General features: G+C 66.8%; 16 protein-coding genes. 3 read left to right on the top strand and 13 right to left on the bottom strand.

Features of this window, described 5'->3' with window-relative positions; genetic code table 11:
• From ACNQR1_RS19320 to ACNQR1_RS19285, 8 genes are all read right to left on the bottom strand, one after another.
• On the bottom strand, positions 1 to 1,122 hold the full coding sequence (locus tag ACNQR1_RS19320) for an MCE family protein (protein ID WP_418047461.1): 1,122 nt from the start codon (positions 1,120 to 1,122) through the stop codon (positions 1 to 3).
• Positions 1,119 to 2,399, bottom strand: a complete 1,281-nt coding sequence (locus ACNQR1_RS19315) for a virulence factor Mce family protein (RefSeq protein WP_418047460.1) — start codon at positions 2,397 to 2,399, stop codon at positions 1,119 to 1,121. The genes ACNQR1_RS19320 and ACNQR1_RS19315 overlap by 4 nt, the downstream gene beginning before the upstream one ends.
• The gene (locus ACNQR1_RS19310) at positions 2,396 to 3,676 is read right to left on the bottom strand and encodes an MCE family protein (RefSeq protein ID WP_418050415.1); all 1,281 of its coding nucleotides are present in this window, start codon (positions 3,674 to 3,676) and stop codon (positions 2,396 to 2,398) included. Before ACNQR1_RS19310 ends, ACNQR1_RS19315 begins: the two co-directional genes overlap by 4 nt.
• A 41-nt stretch (positions 3,677 to 3,717) precedes the next feature.
• Entirely contained in the window at positions 3,718 to 4,746 is a 1,029-nt protein-coding gene (locus tag ACNQR1_RS19305) for an MCE family protein (protein WP_418047459.1), read from the bottom strand.
• On the bottom strand, positions 4,743 to 6,122 hold the full coding sequence (locus tag ACNQR1_RS19300; RefSeq protein WP_418047458.1) for an MCE family protein: 1,380 nt from the start codon (positions 6,120 to 6,122) through the stop codon (positions 4,743 to 4,745). Before ACNQR1_RS19300 ends, ACNQR1_RS19305 begins: the two co-directional genes overlap by 4 nt.
• 5 nt (positions 6,123 to 6,127) lie before the next feature.
• On the bottom strand, positions 6,128 to 6,970 hold the full coding sequence (locus ACNQR1_RS19295; protein ID WP_418047457.1) for an ABC transporter permease: 843 nt from the start codon (positions 6,968 to 6,970) through the stop codon (positions 6,128 to 6,130).
• Positions 6,967 to 7,728, bottom strand: coding sequence for an MlaE family ABC transporter permease (locus ACNQR1_RS19290; RefSeq protein WP_418047456.1), 762 nt, complete (start codon positions 7,726 to 7,728; stop codon positions 6,967 to 6,969). The genes ACNQR1_RS19295 and ACNQR1_RS19290 overlap by 4 nt, the downstream gene beginning before the upstream one ends.
• A gap of 411 nt (positions 7,729 to 8,139) precedes the next feature.
• Positions 8,140 to 8,346, bottom strand: coding sequence for a three-helix bundle dimerization domain-containing protein (locus tag ACNQR1_RS19285; protein ID WP_418047455.1), 207 nt, complete (start codon positions 8,344 to 8,346; stop codon positions 8,140 to 8,142).
• 84 nt (positions 8,347 to 8,430) lie between these two features.
• On the opposite strand from ACNQR1_RS19285, the gene ACNQR1_RS19280 reads away from it, so the two are divergent.
• Both ACNQR1_RS19280 and ACNQR1_RS19275 read left to right on the top strand, forming a co-directional pair.
• Positions 8,431 to 8,694, top strand: a complete 264-nt coding sequence (locus ACNQR1_RS19280) for a hypothetical protein (RefSeq protein WP_418047454.1) — start codon at positions 8,431 to 8,433, stop codon at positions 8,692 to 8,694.
• Between the two features lie 92 nt (positions 8,695 to 8,786).
• Positions 8,787 to 9,443: a glycoside hydrolase gene (locus tag ACNQR1_RS19275; RefSeq protein WP_418050414.1), complete on the top strand. Its 657-nt coding sequence runs from the start codon at positions 8,787 to 8,789 to the stop codon at positions 9,441 to 9,443.
• A gap of 13 nt (positions 9,444 to 9,456) precedes the next feature.
• Here the strand turns inward: ACNQR1_RS19275 and ACNQR1_RS19270 are convergent, their stop codons facing one another.
• The gene (locus tag ACNQR1_RS19270) at positions 9,457 to 10,671 is read right to left on the bottom strand and encodes an oxygenase MpaB family protein (RefSeq protein WP_418047453.1); all 1,215 of its coding nucleotides are present in this window, start codon (positions 10,669 to 10,671) and stop codon (positions 9,457 to 9,459) included.
• 81 nt (positions 10,672 to 10,752) lie between these two features.
• Here ACNQR1_RS19270 and ACNQR1_RS19265 point away from each other — a divergent pair, with 81 nt between their 5' ends.
• The gene (locus tag ACNQR1_RS19265) at positions 10,753 to 11,391 is read left to right on the top strand and encodes a TetR/AcrR family transcriptional regulator (RefSeq protein WP_418047452.1); all 639 of its coding nucleotides are present in this window, start codon (positions 10,753 to 10,755) and stop codon (positions 11,389 to 11,391) included.
• 1 nt (position 11,392) lies between these two features.
• Here ACNQR1_RS19265 and ACNQR1_RS19260 read toward each other — a convergent pair whose 3' ends face one another.
• The 4 genes from ACNQR1_RS19260 to ACNQR1_RS19245 form a co-directional block, all read right to left on the bottom strand.
• Positions 11,393 to 13,387: a tetratricopeptide repeat protein gene (locus ACNQR1_RS19260; RefSeq protein ID WP_418047451.1), complete on the bottom strand. Its 1,995-nt coding sequence runs from the start codon at positions 13,385 to 13,387 to the stop codon at positions 11,393 to 11,395.
• Between the two features lies 1 nt (position 13,388).
• On the bottom strand, positions 13,389 to 14,330 hold the full coding sequence (locus ACNQR1_RS19255) for a glutamate ABC transporter substrate-binding protein (RefSeq protein WP_418047450.1): 942 nt from the start codon (positions 14,328 to 14,330) through the stop codon (positions 13,389 to 13,391).
• Positions 14,330 to 15,634, bottom strand: a complete 1,305-nt coding sequence (locus ACNQR1_RS19250; RefSeq protein WP_418047449.1) for a hypothetical protein — start codon at positions 15,632 to 15,634, stop codon at positions 14,330 to 14,332. Before ACNQR1_RS19250 ends, ACNQR1_RS19255 begins: the two co-directional genes overlap by 1 nt.
• A 103-nt stretch (positions 15,635 to 15,737) precedes the next feature.
• Positions 15,738 to 17,102 (bottom strand): flavin monoamine oxidase family protein, encoded by a 1,365-nt coding sequence (locus tag ACNQR1_RS19245; RefSeq protein ID WP_418047448.1) that lies wholly within the window; start codon positions 17,100 to 17,102, stop codon positions 15,738 to 15,740.
• Between the last annotated feature and the right edge of the window lie 413 nt (positions 17,103 to 17,515).

Raw genomic sequence — 17,515 nt, 5'->3', positions numbered from 1 at the left:
TCAGTACGCCCCCCATCGATATGGAGCGATCAGCGGGTTGCCTGCCGTGTACGGGCTGGGCATCTGGCCGATGGTGCGACCCCATTGCATTTCGAGTTCGGTGAGATTGCCTTCCCACCGGGTCCCGGTGAACAGGCTGCTGTCGATCCGGCTCAAAGTCAGGTCGACCACCAGCGTGATGTTGGCGAAGTCGCCGCGGAACCAGTTGGCCAGCGTGCTCTTCACCCACGGGTAGGTCGACAGGAAGTCAAGACCCCGGGTGAGCGCAGGCCCCGCGTTGGCCAGTTCCCGCAACACCGGTGCGATGTTGCGCAGGTTGTTGACGAGCGACTCCTTGGTCTGGGTGACCGTCGAGGTGGCGATGGCGCTGAACTTTCCGAGTGCGTCGACGGCATCGGCGATCTTGGTGCGCTGCTCGGACAACACGGCGAGCGCCTTCGGGATCGTGGTGAGCGCGGTGTCGACGGTTTCGTCCCGGGCCGCCACCTGACCGGCCAGCGAGTTGAGTCGCTCGGTGGCGGTGATGATGTCCTCGGTCTGAGCGTTGAGCCCGGCGATGAAGGTGTCCAATTGGCCCAGGAGGCTGCGCATGTCGTTCTCCCGGCCTGACAGCGCCTTGGCGAAGGTCTGATTGATCTCCTGCAGCTGGGCCAGCCCGCCGCCGTTGAGCAGCACCGACACGGAAGCCAGCGTCTGCTCGGTGCTCGGATAGGTGGCGGCGGCCGACAGTGGGATCACCGATCCGTCGGTGAGTTCGCCGCGCGGCGCCTCGCCCACCGGCGGCGCGAGTTCGATGTGCATGGAGCCCAGCAGGCTGGTCTGCCCGAGTTTGGCGGTGCTGTTGGCCGGCAGGTGGACGGCGCCGTCGATGCGCATGGTCACCAGGGCATGCCAGTCCTGGACTTCGATCTTGGTGACATTGCCGACGTTGACGTCTCCGACGCGCACCCGGGTGTTCTGCTGGATCACCACCACATCGGGCAACTGCGCCTGGATGGTGTACGAGCCGTCATCGTTGCCTGCGGTTCCCGGCAGACTCAGTGAGTTCAGCCCGCGCCATTCACATCCCGGGATCGCCGACAGGCACACGATGACGAGTGCCGCGACCACAATCCGCCTCATGGCGTGCCTCCCGGCAGCATCAGGCCGGGCAGCCCCAGTGCGGGATCGGTCTGGATCGGCGCAGGCTGGGATTCCGTCGGTGGCGGTGCCGCCGGCGGCGGCAGGTGCGGATTGAGCCGGTCCTCGCTGTAGGTGATCTCATTGGGCCGAGCCGACGCCCCGACGAACGGATTGATCCCGAGCGGCGGGAAGTTGTACTGGCGGTTCTTGATGATCGGCGCGAGGTACTGCACGCACAACTTCGCCGATTGCTCGAAGTCCTTCCGGGATGCGGCTTGTATTGCGCTGCAGATGAACTGAACGGTGTTGGCGAAATTGACCGGTGCCAGGATCCCGGTCACCGCGCTCTGCGCCGGCTGGTAGATGTTCATGAAGTTCTGGAACACCGTCGGCGCGATGTGCAGGACCTGCTTGACGTCGGCGCGGCTGTCGTTGAGTGCGGTGGTGATCGCGTTGAGGCGGTCGAACGTGACGCCGAGGCCCTCACGGTTCTCGGCGACGAACCCGCGCAGGTCGTTGACCGCTACGTCGAGGGCCTGGGTGGCGTTGGCCACCTCGTCGGGGCTGTTGCTCAACACGGTGCTGACGTCGGCCAGGTTGGTGTTGAACGACGCCAGCAGATCGCTGCTCGAGGTCAGCGCGGACACCAGCAGTTGCAGATTGCGGACGGTGCTGAAGATGTCGGTGCTGTGATCGCCCAGCGCCGAAACCGCTTGCGACAGTTTGATCACCGTGTCCCGTGCGGTATCGCCCTGGCCGCGCAGATTGTCTGCCGCGCTGTTGACGAACTCGCCGACCGCGCTGGGCCCGCCGCGGGTGGTGGGCTGCAGGGAGTCGGTAAGCTTCTCCAACTGCTGGCGCAGATCGTCCCATTCGACGGGAACCGCGGTGCGTTCCCGTGGAATCGCCGAGCCGTCGGCCAGTTTCGGGCCGCTCTCGTAGGCCGGAACGAGTTGAAGTGCGCGGGCGCTGACCAGCGACGGCGACAGTATCGCCGCCTGGACATCGGCAGGCACCGGGTATTGCCTGTCGACCGTGAAGGTGACCTTGGCAGCGTCGGGTTGGGGTTCGATGTTCTCGACGGTTCCCACCGCCACGCCGAGGATGCGCACCTCGTCCCCGGTGTAGAGCCCGTTGGTGTTGTCGAAGTAGGCGGTGAAGGTGTTGTCCCTGACCCGATCCCACCAAGGGGTGGCCACCACGGTGATCGCGACGACCAGGATGACGTTCAGCGCCGAGGCGATTGCGGTCCGCAGTACGCGTGTCGACATGGTCACCGCCCGCCTTCGGCCGGTACCGGCGGCCCGAAACTGGGCGGCGGGAGTTCCCCTGGTGCGGGGGCCGATGCGGGTGGTCCGGGCGGCGGCCCACCCGGCGGCGGAGCGGGCAGTGGTTCCCGGTACGGATAACGCGGATCTCCCGGCTTGCCGGTGATCGCGTCTGGCAGGTACAGGTTCGGTTCCCCACCCTGCCCGGTGCGCGGGTACGGCATCGGCAGCGGCGGGGTACCCGGCTGGCCGGTACCCGGGTCGACCAGTTGCGACGGCAGCAGCACATTGGGATCCAGGCCCAGATCGGAGAACGCGGCATCGACGAAGGGCTGGGCGATCTGCCCGGGCAGCAGGTTGACCAGCGACGCCTTGAAGAACGGTCCGGCCCCGAGCACTTCGCCGAACGACATCGCATAGCGGCGCAGCAGATACAGCGTGCGCTGCAGTTCGCCCTTGCGGTTGTCCAGGATCTCCAGCACCCCGTTGAGCTTGTCGACGGCGGGTTTGAGTTGCGTGCGGTTGTCGGCGACCAGACCCGAGATCTGGTGTGACACCGCGGTGAGGTTGTTCATCAGCGCGTCGACCGAGTCACGTTGGGACAGCAGTTCGGCCAGGAGTGCGTTGGTGGTCACCACCAGGTTGGCGATCTGGTCGCTGCGTTTGGCGAGCACACCGGTGACCTTGTTGGCGTTGGCCAACAGCTTGCGCAGCTGGGCGTCACGGACGTTGAGCGTGTCCGAGAACCGGGCCACGCCTTGAAGCGCGAGTTTCAGATCCGGTGGGGTGTCGCGGAACGTGTCCGCCAATGTGGTGAGCGCCGAGGACAATTGCGTGGTGTCCAGTCCGCTGATCGTGGTGGTCAGATCCCCCAGCGCGGAGGGCAGGTCGTAGGGCGAGGTGGTCCGTTCGATCGGGATGGGTCCGGTCAGGGTGCCGTCGCCTCGGGAGGTCAGCTCCAGCACCTTGGTTCCGAGCACGGTCTCGGTCTTGATCGCCGCCTCGGTGCGCTCGCCCAGTTCGACGCCGTCACGGACGGTGAAGTCCACCAGCACCCGGGCGCCCTGGAGCCGGACCTGCGCGACCCGACCCACGCTCAGCCCCGAAACCCGTACGTCGCTACCGGATTTGATGCCGCCGGCCTCTGAGAAGTACGCAGAGTGATCGGAGGTGCCCTTGATGAACGGAATCTTGTCGTAGGAGAAGGCCGCCACCACCGCGGCAGCCAGCAGCAGGATGGCCACCGCACCGACGGCCGGCCGGCTGCGCTCTGCCAGCGCCTTGATCGTGGGCCGTTTGATGGTGAACCGCGTGAGTGTCAGTCGCGTCATTTTGGCGTGCACCGTCCCGAATCCTGGCCGGCGAGTTTGACATACACCGGCTGGCCGCCTTTTCCGTTGAGCTTGAGAATCGCGTCGCACAGGTAGAAGCCGAAATAGTCGCCATACAGCCCGTTCCGGGCGAGCACCTGGTACGCGTCGGGCAGGGTCTTGACCAGGTCGTCCACGTAGTCCCGGTCGGCCATGATCTGCCCGGAGAACCGATCCGTCTGGGTCACCGCCTCTTTGATCGGTTCGCGAGCGGTGGTCAGCAGGTCGGCCACCGAGCCGGCCGCCGCGTTGATGTAGGCCGTCCCGGTGGCGATGTCGGATTTGCGTTCGGCCAGCCCGGCCACCAGCTCCGACAGCTTGTCGAGACCTTCGGCGAACTGTTCGTCGCGTTCGGCGAACGTGCCGAGCACGGTGTTGAGGTTGGTGATCACCTGACCGATCAGCTGGTCGCGCCCGGCCAGCGTGGTGGTCAGCGCCGAGGTCTGGGCCAGTACCGACGAGATGGTGCCGCCCTGCCCCTGGAACACCTTCAGCAGTTCGCCGGACAGCGCGTTGACCTGATCCGGGTCCAGCGCGCGGAACAGCGGCCGGAATCCGCCGATCAGGGCATCCACATCCAGGGCGGGCGAGGTGCGTTGCAACGGAATCGACTGTCCTGGTTGAAGTTTGCGAACAGATCCGGGTCCCTCGTCCAGGGACAGGTAGCGGTCGCCGATCAGGTTCTCGTAACGCACCGCTGCGCGGGTCCCCTCGGTCAGCGTCAGGCCCTTGTCGATGGCGAAGTCGACGGTGACCGTCCCGTCCTTGTGCAGGGTGAGATCCTTGACCTTGCCGACCTCGACGCCGGCGATGCGCACGAAATTGCCGCCCTTGAGCCCGGACACGTTGGTGAACACCGCGCTGTAGGACGCCCGTGAGTCGAATCGGAACTGTCCGAACACGGTCACCAGGATGAAGGTGAAGACCAGGCTCAATGCGGTGAACAGCACCACCCGCGTCGCGACGCGGAACGTCGCGCGTCTCATGGCTGTCCCTCCTGTGGCGCCGGCGGCGGGCCTGGCGGAGTCCCCGGTGGCGGTGGGAACAGCGGCGCTCCGTCAGGTCCGTATTCGGTTGCGCCGTAAGCGGGTGCGCCCGGGTAGGGCGGCAACGGACCCGGCGCCGGCGCGCCCGGATAGCGGATGCTCGGTGGTTCCGGCACCGCCCGGGTGACCGGGAAATAGTTGGCCCAGCCGGGAAATCCGATACCCGGATTGGGCCGGACGTCCAGTCCTGTGCCGAAACCTGTGTCGGTCACCAGGTACTTCACCGGGAAGTTCTTGCTGACGTCCGGCAGCGAGCCGCAACTCGGCCTGCCACCGGGTCCGCCGGTGGCGTTGACCACGGGGAGATTGTCCGGATACCGGTAGGGATCGTCGCCGGCCAGCAGGGCCGCATCCATGATCACGGATTTTCCGTTGCCGCCCAGCGCATCCCGGCCGCCGTGTTCGAGGAACCAGACCGCCCCCTGGAACAGGCAGGTGTAGGTCGGCGAGTACTTCATGAACAGTGCGGTGGTGGGATCGATCAGGTTCAGCGCACGCACGAGGTTGGGTTGGTTGGCGCCGAGGGTGTCTACGCCCGAGCGCGAGAAGCCGACCGCGGACAGCAGGAGTTCGTCGAGTGCCCCGCCGTGGCTGCTGATGGTGTTCGCAGTCGTCGAGAAGGAGTCCAGGATCGACAGGATGTCTTGCGCGGCGTCGGAGTATGCCTGGGTCGTCCCTCCGAACAACTGCCAGTCCTGACGGATGGTGTCCATCCGGGGGTTCACCGCGAGCAGCACCTTGTCGGCGTCGGTGATGGCCTGGCCGATGACTTCCCCTTTGCCGCGCAGGGATTCGCTGACGGCGGCGAGGACCGCGTTGAGTTTCGCCGGGTCGATCGCGGTGACGACAGACTGCAGGTTTTCGAACACGGTGTTGACCTCGACGGTGACGTTGCGCGAGTGCAGCACCGCGCCCGGTCGCAGCCGCTCGGGACTCGCACGGCCTTCCGGGACGATGAGGTCGACATATTTGGCGCCGAAGGCGGTGCTGGATTTGATCTCCGCCTCGACGTTGCCGGGGAGGTACGCGAAATCGTCGGGATCGATCTTGAGTCTGAGCCTCGCGCCGGCCTCCCCCGCCGCGGCATCGGCGGTGATGGAAGAGACTTCGCCGATCTGGACGCCGCGCAGCTTGACCTTGGCGCCGTCCTCCATCACCAGGCCGGCCCGATCGGAGACCAGGGTGAGCGGGACGGTACGGCGCAGCGTGCCGGTGAACAGCAGTGCGGTCAGGGCGGTCACGGCCACGATCACGATGAGCAGGACCGGAGCCCACCAGATCGGGTCGATCTTTTCTCGTCGGGGTGAATTGGTCATCGCGGCTACCCCGACAGGTGGAAGTTTCCGGACTGCCCGTACACGGACAGCGTGATGGTCAACAGGATGAATACTCCGGCCGTGATCGACGTGCGGACCGCGCGGCCGACCGCTTCACCCACCCCGGCGGGTCCACCGGTGGCGGTGTAGCCGTAGTAGGTGTGGATGGCCATCACGGCGGCTGCCATCGCGAGCGCCTCGGTGAACGACCACACCAGGTCGGCTGGATGCAGGAACGTGGTGAAGTAATGGTCGTACACACCGCGCGACTGGCCGTAGATGATCGTGGTGCCGAATCTGGTGGCCAGAAAAGACATCAGTACCGCGACCGTGTAGATCGGCACCACCGCCATCACTCCCGCGACGATGCGGGTGGATGCGAGGTAGGTGATCGCCCGGATACCCATCACTTCCAGCGCGTCGATCTCCTCGTTGATCCGCATGGCGCCCAGTTGCGCGGTGGCACCGGCGCCGATGGTGGCGGCCAATGCCACACCTGCGGTTGCCGGAGCGATGAACCGGACGTTGAGAAAGGCGCCCAGAAAACCCGTGAGCGCTTCGATTCCGACGTTGGACAGCGTGTTGTAGCCCTGGACGGCGATCAATGCCCCGGTGGTCAGGGTCAGGAACCCGACGATCACGACGGTGCCGCCGATCACCGCTAGCGCCCCGGTGCCCATGCCCATCGTGGCGATCAGCCGAAGCACCTCGCCCGGGTAGCGCCGCAACGCGTCCCCGGTGGACAGCAAAGCTTGGCCGTAGAAGGCGGTCTGCTCCCCCACGCGGCGGGTTCCGTCCACCGCCCGGTTCAGGATCGCGGGTCCACGGTCCTCGGAAGTCGTTGTCATGGCGCCACCTTCACGCCGAAGGCAGTGGCCAGGATGTTGATGAAGAACAGCGCCATGAAGGCGAACACCACGGTTTCGTTGACCGCGTTGCCGACGGCGGTCGGGCCGCCGCCCACCGACAACCCCTTGTAGCAGGCGATCAGGCCGGCCGACAGCCCGAACAGCAGTGCCTTGACCAGAGACACCACGACCTGCGGCAGCCCGGTCAGCAGCGTCAGCCCGGCGACGAAGGCTCCTGGCGTGACGTGCTGGACGTACACCACGAACACGTAGCTGCCGGTGAGCCCGACCACCGCGACCACCGAATACAGCATCAGTGCAACGAAAGTCGCCGCGATCACGCGCGGCACCACCAGCGCCTGGACCGGGTTTACCCCGATCACCTTCATCGCGTCGATCTCCTCGCGGATGGTCCGCGCGCCCAGGTCCGCGCACATCGCGGTGGCGGCTGCGCCGGACACGACGATCGCGGTCACCACCGGGCCGACCTGGGTCACCGACGCCAGGGCCGCGCCGGCACCGGAGAGGTCGCCGGCGCCGACCTCGAGGAGAACGATGTTGAGGGTGAACACGATCAACACCGTGTAGGGGATGGACAGCACGACGGTGGGCACGATCGACACCCGCGCCACGAACCAGATCTGGTCGAGCAACTCGCGCCAGGCGAACGGCGGGCGCACCATCGCGGCGAAGGTCTCGCCCGCCAAAACGACGAAATCGCCGACCGCGAAAGCGGGTTTGGCCCAGGCGATCCCCATCAGGACCGACTGCCGAGGAAGACGGGCACGGCGTCAGCCCGATCGCCGCGGGACATCGACGCATGACGGCGGCAGCGGCGTCGTTGCCGCGTTGTCCGAGCACTCCCGTGCGGATCCCACATCTATTCCCATCGTCGCCGAGTCTGGGCGGGACGTTAGGAGTGGCCGGATTAGCTGTCAACGCACGTTAACGGGAAACATCGCCGTCAATTACCGATACCCGCTGGCTGCAACCTTTGCGTGGGTTCGGCTCAGGGCGATCAAATCAGGACGATCCGAACCGTTACGAGCGGACGCCGTCGCGCGGAAGATTCCAGCCGCTCGCGCGGGTGCGTGCGTCGTTGTCTACGCCAGGGCTGGACTGCTCGATGGTTCAGCGGCCCTCACGTCGGAAACGTCGTCGCCCAACCATCAGACTCCGACGATCGGCCTGGAAAGCTCCGCTCGCGCGCGACGCTCCACGAGCAGCGGCACGAACTCGCGGATAGGGCTGGAATGGAAGTGCTCCTGGGCGCGGCGGACAGATCCCGTGATGTCCTCATCGGTCGTGTCCGGATAGGCCGCCCCGAGGCGGATCAGCAGTTCGGCGATCATGATTTCTTCGCTGATCCCGACCATGGGTTCAGAATCCGCTGCATCCGGCCCATAGTCAATGTTCTCCCGAGTGAGCGGATCCAACACACAAATGGCACGATCCGTAACGTGGCTCACTTCGCGGACTCCGCCGACGTCGCTCAGGCTCAGCACCTTCTGGGTGAGTTGTGGCGCCACGTGGAGGACGTGTCGACACTGCTGGAGAAAGCGGAGCAGCGCAAGCGCCGATCCTCGGCATGCGATCGCCGCGAGATCAGCAAGTTGCGTGCCGATCTGTACCAGACGCACCACCTGATCGACGCCATCCATCGCAGGTTTCCCGAAACCCGCCCACCTCATCTGCAGGCCGGTACCGCGTCGGGCACGCCCTGACGGCCGGAATTCGGCCAACTCGGGGTGCCAGCAAGAAAAACACGAGGTTGCCACGCGCGGTTCCGGTCCCGCCGGACCGGCCAGCGCAGTAAATTGCTGCCGTGGGGAAACGACGGTTGTCCGGCAGCAGGGGTCGGTTGCTGGCGCTCGCGGTCTCGGTCGCCGTTGCCGCGGGCATGGTCTACGTCCAGAACACCGAGTCGACGTGTTGCCCGGAGCTCCTCGCCGCGACACCGCCGGCAGCGCAGCAACAGCCCACGCCCGCGTCGGCGGCTCCTCAAGCCGCGTTGGTGGCAGCCAGTGCGCCCGTGGTCGCCCGCGACTTCCAGTTCTCCCTCCCTAAGGGCCCGGCATCCGAGGGCGGCCTCCAGGTCAAGACCATCTGGGTGGCGCGCGCCATCGCGGTGATGTTCCCCGAGATCACCACCATCGGCGGATATCGGCAGGATGCGCTGAAGTGGCATCCCAACGGGCTGGCTATCGACGTGATGATCCCGAACTACCACTCCAAGCAAGGCATCGAGCTCGGTAACCAGATCGCCGGTTTCGCCCTGGCCAACGCCAAGCGGTGGGGTGTGCTCCACGTGATCTGGCGGCAGGGCCTCTACCCGGGGATCGGGGCGCCGCATTGGACCGCTGATTACGGGAACGAGACCCTCAACCACTTCGACCACGTCCACATCGCCACCGACGGCGGCGGCTACCCCACGGGCCACGAAACCTATTTCATCGGCTCGATGGACCGCTAGACGTATCCGGCAGTCAGGCTGCGCTGCTCACGTGGGACGCGGACTCGCCGATGTTCGCCGCAGTGTCACCGATGATGGTGTGCAGCAAGGCTTGTTGCTCGCGCCGGCCTCGCTCGGCCGCGCGATCCATACCGCCGGGCAGTGCCAGCGCCACCCCGCTGCGGATCAGATTGACCGGCATCTTCACCAGCGGGTACCACGGCGGCATGTAGGCCGGGAGGCCCAGGACCCGCATCGCACTGGGCCCGAGGAACGCGCTGGTGATCGAAAGGTGCTGCGCCCACGCCAGGCGCCGACGCAGGCCCCGGATACCGCGGTAGTGCCATGAGAGCGGATCCGCTCCCATCGGGACCGACAACTGCTTCGTCGTCTCATCGGGAACTGCCAGCGCGGTGGACGTGTGGTAGAGCACGCGGATGCTGTCGCGGAACGTCTTGGGCAGCCATTCGTCCTCCACGCCGATCAGCCATCCGACGTAGCGGGTCAGGTGCGCGACGGCGTCGAGTTCGCCTGGTGCAGGCACGATTCCCATCGCCAGCGAGGCCACCGGCGGCGCGATCAGGGCACCGACCAGCGTCGCGGCCATATCGGTCTGGTTGACGGGTAGACCCCACTCGTCGGCGCGCCAGTCCGGCATCGCGGCCACGTGCCTGCGCACGAATGCGTGGATCAACCGCACGTGCAGTGTCGACCGGTATCCGACCCCCAGGGGGGCGAGGCCGCCGTCGGAGATGACGTCCATCGCCCATTGCATCGTCTCGGCGAAGCGCTTGTTCGACCCCTTCTCCAGGGCGCCCGTGCGCAGCAGGGTCTTGTTGAACCCGGAGAACTGGTAGCCGCCGAGCAGAGACACATCGCGTGCGATCGACATGCCGTCAGAACCGCCTCGACGCAGCGCGCGCTGCCCTTTTCGGAGCTTGTCCCGGTCCAGCCACGCCGGGGCCGTCTCGACGCCGACGAAGAACTCGCGCAACGGTTCCGGGGCGTCGGGCACGTTGTCGATACCCTCGGCGAGCGCCCTCTCGAACAGTGGACGCATCTGCGCCATCCCCGCCGACGACATCCAGTCGACCAGGCGGTCCATCGGATCGTCCCCGGCCGTCAATCGCTCGCCGAGCCGGCGCCATTGCCGCGCGTCGGGATTGCGAACGCCGAGCATCATCGCGAACGTCCGAATGGCGCCGGGGACGGCAAGCGGCCGTTCGGGATGGCGGGCCGGGATGTCCAACGTGACCTCCTGGACAGAGCCGACCGAAGCCGACTGACTACGTATGTAGTCAGAATCTAGGCTGCAGGTAGGGTGCTGTCAATGAAGCGCGTACAGGTGATGCGCGGCTACGGCGGCGTCAGTGCGGCCGACCGCCGCACGGAACGACGGGTCAAGCTGCTCGCCGCCGGACGCCAGATCTGGGGCGAATCCGGGATCACCGAGGTGACGGTGCGCGCCGTCTGCACCGCCGCGGGGCTGACGTCGCGCTATTTCTACGAACAGTTCGAGAGCCGAGACGCGTTGCTGTTCGCCATTTCCGACGACGTGCGGGACCAGTTGCTCACCGCGCTGGTGAACGCGGGCGTCGGCGACCCGGGCACGCTGACCGACAAGTTGCGGTCAGCGCTCACCGCGTTCCTCGACATCATTGCCGCCGACCCCCACATCCACCGCATCGCCACCGGCGACGTGAGCAGCGTTGCCGGTCTGGCACAGCACCGCACGCACATCCTGGAGATGATCACCGCCCTGATCGTCCAACTCGCACCCGATGTCCTGCACTCCGCGACACCGAGCGCGGCCGAGCTACGCCGCGGCGCTCAGTTCATGGTCGGTGGGGTGAACCAGATCATCGAAGCCTGGCTTGCCGATCCCGCCGAAACCACCGAGGATCTCGCGGCCGAATGCGCCGACCTCTGCGTCGCGGTGGTGCGAGGCGTCACCCGGTCGGGCGAGTAGCTCACATCCAGGTGGGCGGCCTGATCGAATTCGCCACGTCGACAAGCCGGTAGCGATGGCGCCGCCGTGGCGAGTGCCGCGCCAGTTCCCGCAACACCTCCTCGATGCCGACGCGCAAACCTCGTTGGTCGAAGGCGTGGCCGAGAATCTGCTCGCCGGTGGGGCTCGCCGCGCCGGACCGGAGCCAGTCGAGCGCGACGCCGAGAACGAATGCGCGGATCTGCAGAACGCGCGGCTCGGTCTCGGGCAGGCCGCCCACACGCCGTGCGGCATCCCCTAAGTCCGCCTCGGTGATCTCCGAGCTGGTGCGCCCGTCGAGCAGCATCACCGCCGACGTCAGTCGGGCCTCCCCGTAATGGCGCGAGGTCAGCGGAACGTGATCGAGCACATCGATCGCGGCGGGCCGGTCGCCCTGGCCGGCAAGAAGCCGGGCCAAGCCGAACGCTGCGCTGACCATCGCATGATCGGTGCGCCACAACGTCCGGTAGTACCGTTCTGCCAACTGCCGCAACCGTTGGGCATCCGGCGCGTCATCAGTGGCGAGCAGCAGTTCAGCTGTCGCGGCTGCCGCCAGCTTGGGCGCGGCCTCACCCGGAAGCAGTGCCACGACCCGCTCGAAGCATGCCAGCGCCGCCCCGAGATCGCCGGTCGCCAGGCCGGCGATCCCGTCGTCCCAGTCCTCCCGCCATTCGTCGTCGGCTTCCTCCACCGGGACCGGCTCCGGCAGGGCGGCCGCGACGTCGCGGGCCTCCAGCGCAACGGTGCGTCGACGGCCGTCGACGAACACATCGGTACCTTGCAACGCCAGATCGACGCCGAAGCTCGAGCGTGGCGGGTTGAACAGCGTGGACACCCGGGGGGTCGGCGAGCCGGTCTGTTCGGCGATGATCTCGTGCAGGACACCCCGGCACTGGTCGGCCATCTCCTCGACCGATGAGAACCGTTGCGCCGGACGGGGGTTGGTCGCACGGGCCAGCAGCCGATAGAAGGATTCGTAGCGCGCGAACAAGGGCACCTCGTCGCGGGCCGGCAATGTCTCGGCATGGCGATCGTTGGGCAGGTCGACGGTCAGCTTGGCCAGCGTACGGCCCACCGTGTAGACGTCGGTGGCGATCGATGGGCCGGTGCGGACGATCTCGGGCGCCTGAAAGCCCTTGGTGCCGTAGATATACCCGAAATCCCCGACGCCCGACACCGCACCCATGTCGATCAACTCGATGTTGTCCTCGGTCAGCATGATGTTGTCGGGCTTGAGATCGTTGTAGACCAGGCCGAGCGAGTGCAGATAGGACAGCGACGGCATGACGTCGAGCAGATAGCCGAGCGCCTGCTCCACCGGCATCATCGGTTTGTCTGCTCCGCCCGACGCCGCCTGCTGCTTGTCCAGGATGGCCTCCAGCGTGGTCCCGCCGATGTACTCCATCACGATGTAGCCGACCGGGCGGCCGTCGAACCCCGGGTGTTCGACGAAGTTGTAGATCTTGACGATTCCGGGGTGGTTCACCATCGCGAGGAACTGGCGTTCGGCGACGACGATCGCCTGCGCCTGTTGCGCTTCGGGTTGGAGCAGGCCTTTGAGCACCACCCACCGATCGCTGACATTGCGGTCGATCGCCAAATAGATCCAGCCGACACCGCCGTGGGCGATACAGCCCTGAACCTCGTACTGGCCCGCAACCAGCTCGCCGGTCTCGAGTTGCGGCGAGAACGAGAACAGCGCGCCGCAATGCGGGCACACCCCTTCGCTCGGACCTGGCCCCCGGGCGCTCCCCCGGCCCACCGGTCGACCACACCCGCCGCACTCCCGTTTGGACTCGGCGACAACAGGATTGGTGAGTATCGCCCCGGCAGGTTCGATGTCCTCCCGGATCGGGATCTCGACCAGGCCATCCCCGATCCGACGACGCCCGGTACGCAGCCGCGGACGGGTGCCCTCGACCTTGACCGGTGCCGATTCGGTCACCAGGACGGCTCGCGTTCCTTCCTGCCCCGCCATGTCAGTCCCGGTAACTCGGGGCCGGTGGACTCGGCGGCGGGCCCAACACGGCGAGCCATTTGCGGTACAGCGACAGCCAGGTCCCGTCTCGGCGGATCCGCTCCAGACTCGCGTTGACAGCCCGCACCAGATCCTCGCGGGACTTGTTCATACCGATGCCGTAGGGCTCCCCCTCCAGACTGGGACCGACCAGGTGCAGGTACGGATCCTGCACGGCCATGCCGGCCAGGATCGTGTCGTCGGTGCTGGCGGCATCGGCCTGCCCCTGCTGCAGCGCCACCAGGCAGTCGTCCCAATTCTGAACGGCCAACAGGATCGCCGCCGGCGCCACCCGGGCGACCGTGGCCAGCGATGTCGTATCCACCTGCGAGCACACCCGCTTCCCCGCCAGGTCGGCCGGCCCCCGGATCGGCGAGTCCGTGGGAACGAGCAGCCGTTGGTGCGCGTCGAAATACTCCGTGGAGAAGGCGATCTGCTCCGCGCGGGCGCAGGTGATGGTCATCGCCTTCACCACGATGTCGACGGTGCCATCCTGCAGGGCAGTGATGCGCTCGGGCGAAGTCAGCAGGCGGAACTCCACCTTGCCGGGGTCGCCGAGCACGTCGCGGGCCACCTCACGCGCGATGTCGACGTCGAAGCCGGTCAATTCGCCGGACACCGGATCGCGGAAACTCATCAGATTGGTGTTCTGGTCGATACCGACCACCAGCCGGCCCCGCTGCCGGATCGCCTGCACTGCCGGTCCGGACACCTCCGAAGGGCGCAAACTCGCGGTGGCATCACAACTCTCGACCGGCACACCGTGAACTCCGGAGGCCACGGCGGCGCCGCTGGGCGTCGGCATCGTGGTGAGCGACGCCGGTATCTGGACCAGCGGTTGCGTCGTGGAGCATCCCGCCACCACAGCCGCGGCGAGAACGAGAAGTCCGACCGGGGCCCGCATCAGTGGTACTCGCTCAGTCTCGGCGCGATACCGGCGGCAACAGCGAGCGCGGCCAGCACACTGACGGCCGCGGCGCCGGCGGGTAACGCACTCAGCGCCGCATACGCACGGGCGATCCCGTCGCGCTGCCGATCCCGCAATCGCGCGATGTCCTCCCCCAGCGCCTGATCCAGCCGGGTGAACTGCGCAGTCGCCCCCTGCACCTCGTCGTCCCGGGCGATCGCCACGGCACCGGGATAGTCACCGCTGCCCAGCTTTCCGCGAATCTCGAGATGCGCGGTTCTCCAGCCGTGCAGCGCGTCCTGCGCCCCGCCGACCGGATGCGTGTCGAGGATCCGCCCGACCTGCGTGGTCCGCTCTTCGAATCGAATATCGGAGCGCGTGTCGGAACCACGTTTGAGCAACCCGAGGATTTCGTCCGCACGGGCCTGCTGCACCAGGATGCGGGCGGTCACCGCCGATTCCAGCGGTTCACCTCCAGCCGTGCGGGCACCGTTGACGGCATGCGTCACAACGAGTCCGGCGACCGTGAGCCACACGGCGAGCACCACCATCAACACCGATGCCAGGGCCAGTCCGGGATTGAGACGCCGATGGCTGCGCCTTGCGAGAAATACCTGCGCAAAGATCAGCACGGCCACCGCCAGCGCGGCTGCCACGATCAACGCGGGCGGCACGGCGGCCGACCGTCCCGAGGCGGTGACGGCCTCGGCCTGCGTCCGGTACAACCGCTCAGCGTCCGGAAGGACGGATTCCTGCAGCAGGGTGGACGATTCGCTGAGGTACGCGACGCCGATCGGGCGGCCGTCACGGTTGGCCGCACGAGCGGTCCCCATCATGCCGGTGTAGACCGCCAGCTGGTTGGACAGGTCGGTGAGCAATCTCAGCGACTGGATGTCGTTGGGCGACACCCCGTTCGACGCGGTGACCAGGCCGGCTGAGGCCTCTCCGACGGCGGCGTCGTAGCGGTCGCGGACATCGCGGGGCTCGACGCCGCCTGCCAGAAAAGCGGTGGCCGCGGTCGTGTTGGCGGACGAGAGGGCGCTGTAGATCCGTTGCGCGGCATCGGCCAGCGGTTCGGTGTGCAACCGCAGGGTCTGGAGTTCGCGTTGCCGATCGGCGGCCGTCACCGATGCCGCCACGCCCACGGTGAGCACCGCCGCGATCACGACGACGGCAAGCAGCGCGATCCGGCCGGGTGTGGCCCGCAGGAAGTCGACAACCGGGCGTTCCGGCTCATCGACGTCGGCCAGCACGGACTCGTCGAGGGTGAGCGCCTGCCGACTCTCCTCACCGCTGTGCACTCGACATCACCTCGCCGCGGGCTCGTCCGGAACAGCGATACCGGACTCGATCGAACGCCGACGAATGCACGGTAGCCCCCGCAAACGCGCTGCGTGGGCGTTATTACGCGGCCGCCACGCTCTCGGCGGCCAGCACCTCAGCAGCAGCACGCTCACCCGACCGGACAGCGCCGTCGATCCAGCCGCACATGATGGCCGAACTCTCGGTGCCGGCCCAGTGGATCCGCCCGCACGGCACCCGCAGCGCGGGTCCGAACTCAGTGAGCACGCCGGGCGGGGCGTGGCTGATCATCCCGCCACCCGAATACCTTTCGACCGTCCAGTTCTGCTCGTGATAGCTCACCGGTGATGCGGCCTTCGGGCCGAACCGGTCGATGAGCTCACCGATCACGACGGCTTTGCGTTCGGCGGCGTCGAGCCGTCCGAGGCGACGGGCCGCGGGCCCCTCGGTGATGACGCACATGATTCCGGGAGTTCCGGTGTCGGTACAGGCGTCGATGGTCAGCGTCGCGGGACTGCCGGGAGCGGCGGACTGCCCGCACAGCCCGTCGGCCCGCCAGAATGCCGTGTCGTAGACGACCGAGATCTTGAAGACGGCACCGCTGGGCATCCGCTGATGCAGCAACATGCGATCCACGGGAAGCATCGGCTCATAGTGGATCTGGCTCGCCACAGCCAACGGGACGGCGACGATCGCCTGCCGCGCCCGCACCGTCATGCTCTCAGCGTGGACCGTCACGCCGTCGTCATCGTGGGCGATGAGGCGCACCGGCTGCGAAAGATGCAGCGCACCACCCAGTTCGGCAGCCATCGGTCCGTAGATCGCGCCCATGCCACCGCGCACCCGCGCATCCTGCGCGCCGCCCTTGTTGGAGATGACGAAGACCGGCCCGCCACCGGACCCCATCTGGTGAAGTGCCCACAACAACGACACCTCGGATCCCGCCGAGGTATAGATACCTGCGAGCGCCATGTCCAGCATCTCGCGCGCCTGTTTGGAGCGCATGTGGCGATTGATCCACTCCCCCAAGCTGATCCGGTCCCACTCGACCGCCCGCTTCGCCTCCCACGGAGCGTCGAACGGAATCGTCTTGCACATCAACTCCACCTCGAGCAGTCCTGCCCCGAGGTTCGCGATCGCCCACGGACTCATCGCCCACGGAATCGTGCCGGAATAGCGGTGCTGCTTGCCGTCGAGGACCATCATGGCGTCGCCGTCGACGTACTCCTTGTACTCGTCAACGCCGAACTCGGCCATCAGGGCTTTGATGCGGTCCTGACCCGGCCCGATCCAGGCCCCGCCGCGGTCGATCCACGTTCCGTCGTCGAGCACCTCGGTGAAGGTCCGGCCCCCGACCCGGTCGCGCGCCTCGAGCAGGGCCACGGAGCGGCCTGCCTGCTTGAGCCGCAAGGCAGCGGCCAAGCCGGCGAAGCCCGCGCCCACCACGCAACAGTCGACATCTGCCATGCTCGACCTCCCGTTTGACGGGCCAGATTCGCTCAAATTACGCCGTCGTCAACCCCTCTGTAGGCACAGTTCACCGACTGGTGTGGTAAATGCCATAAATTTTGCCCACTTGGGCACAGGTCACTGCGATCGAGGCGCATTCGAGTGGCGCCGCGCAGCGTCCGCACCCCCTGAAACGTGGACCGTCTGCCGCGGGTGTGAGGATTGCTGACCTGGCGATTTTCCTGGGTTTGCCCATTGTTCACCGTGCGTTACCAATCGACGTGAGCGCGTCAAGCCACGGTTGACGATTGATCGCCAAAATGGTTGCCATCGACAGCACCAGAAAACTTTGCGATTCCGGGGATTATCCGCACCGCCGGTAGGGTCCGGTCCTCGTGGGTAGACACCATCTGAAAAAGGATCGGCGCCGC

This window comes from Mycobacterium sp. 48b (genome assembly GCF_048282725.1).
Taxonomy (GTDB): Bacteria; Actinomycetota; Actinomycetes; order Mycobacteriales; family Mycobacteriaceae; genus Mycobacterium.
Note: the sequence above shows the minus strand (reverse complement) of the source record. Positions and strands in the feature narration are given on the sequence as shown.

Coding starts and splice junctions, on each gene's coding strand:
- ACNQR1_RS19260 (WP_418047451.1), bottom strand. CDS start 13,387: ATGGCGGGGCAGGAAGGAACGCGAGCCGTCCTGGTGACCGAATCGGCA.
- ACNQR1_RS19245 (WP_418047448.1), bottom strand. CDS start 17,102: ATGGCAGATGTCGACTGTTGCGTGGTGGGCGCGGGCTTCGCCGGCTTG.
- ACNQR1_RS19320 (WP_418047461.1), bottom strand. CDS start 1,122: ATGAGGCGGATTGTGGTCGCGGCACTCGTCATCGTGTGCCTGTCGGCG.
- ACNQR1_RS19305 (WP_418047459.1), bottom strand. CDS start 4,746: ATGAGACGCGCGACGTTCCGCGTCGCGACGCGGGTGGTGCTGTTCACC.
- ACNQR1_RS19255 (WP_418047450.1), bottom strand. CDS start 14,330: ATGCGGGCCCCGGTCGGACTTCTCGTTCTCGCCGCGGCTGTGGTGGCG.
- ACNQR1_RS19265 (WP_418047452.1), top strand. CDS start 10,753: ATGAAGCGCGTACAGGTGATGCGCGGCTACGGCGGCGTCAGTGCGGCC.
- ACNQR1_RS19290 (WP_418047456.1), bottom strand. CDS start 7,728: ATGGGGATCGCCTGGGCCAAACCCGCTTTCGCGGTCGGCGATTTCGTC.
- ACNQR1_RS19285 (WP_418047455.1), bottom strand. CDS start 8,346: ATGGTCGGGATCAGCGAAGAAATCATGATCGCCGAACTGCTGATCCGC.
- ACNQR1_RS19295 (WP_418047457.1), bottom strand. CDS start 6,970: ATGACAACGACTTCCGAGGACCGTGGACCCGCGATCCTGAACCGGGCG.
- ACNQR1_RS19300 (WP_418047458.1), bottom strand. CDS start 6,122: ATGACCAATTCACCCCGACGAGAAAAGATCGACCCGATCTGGTGGGCT.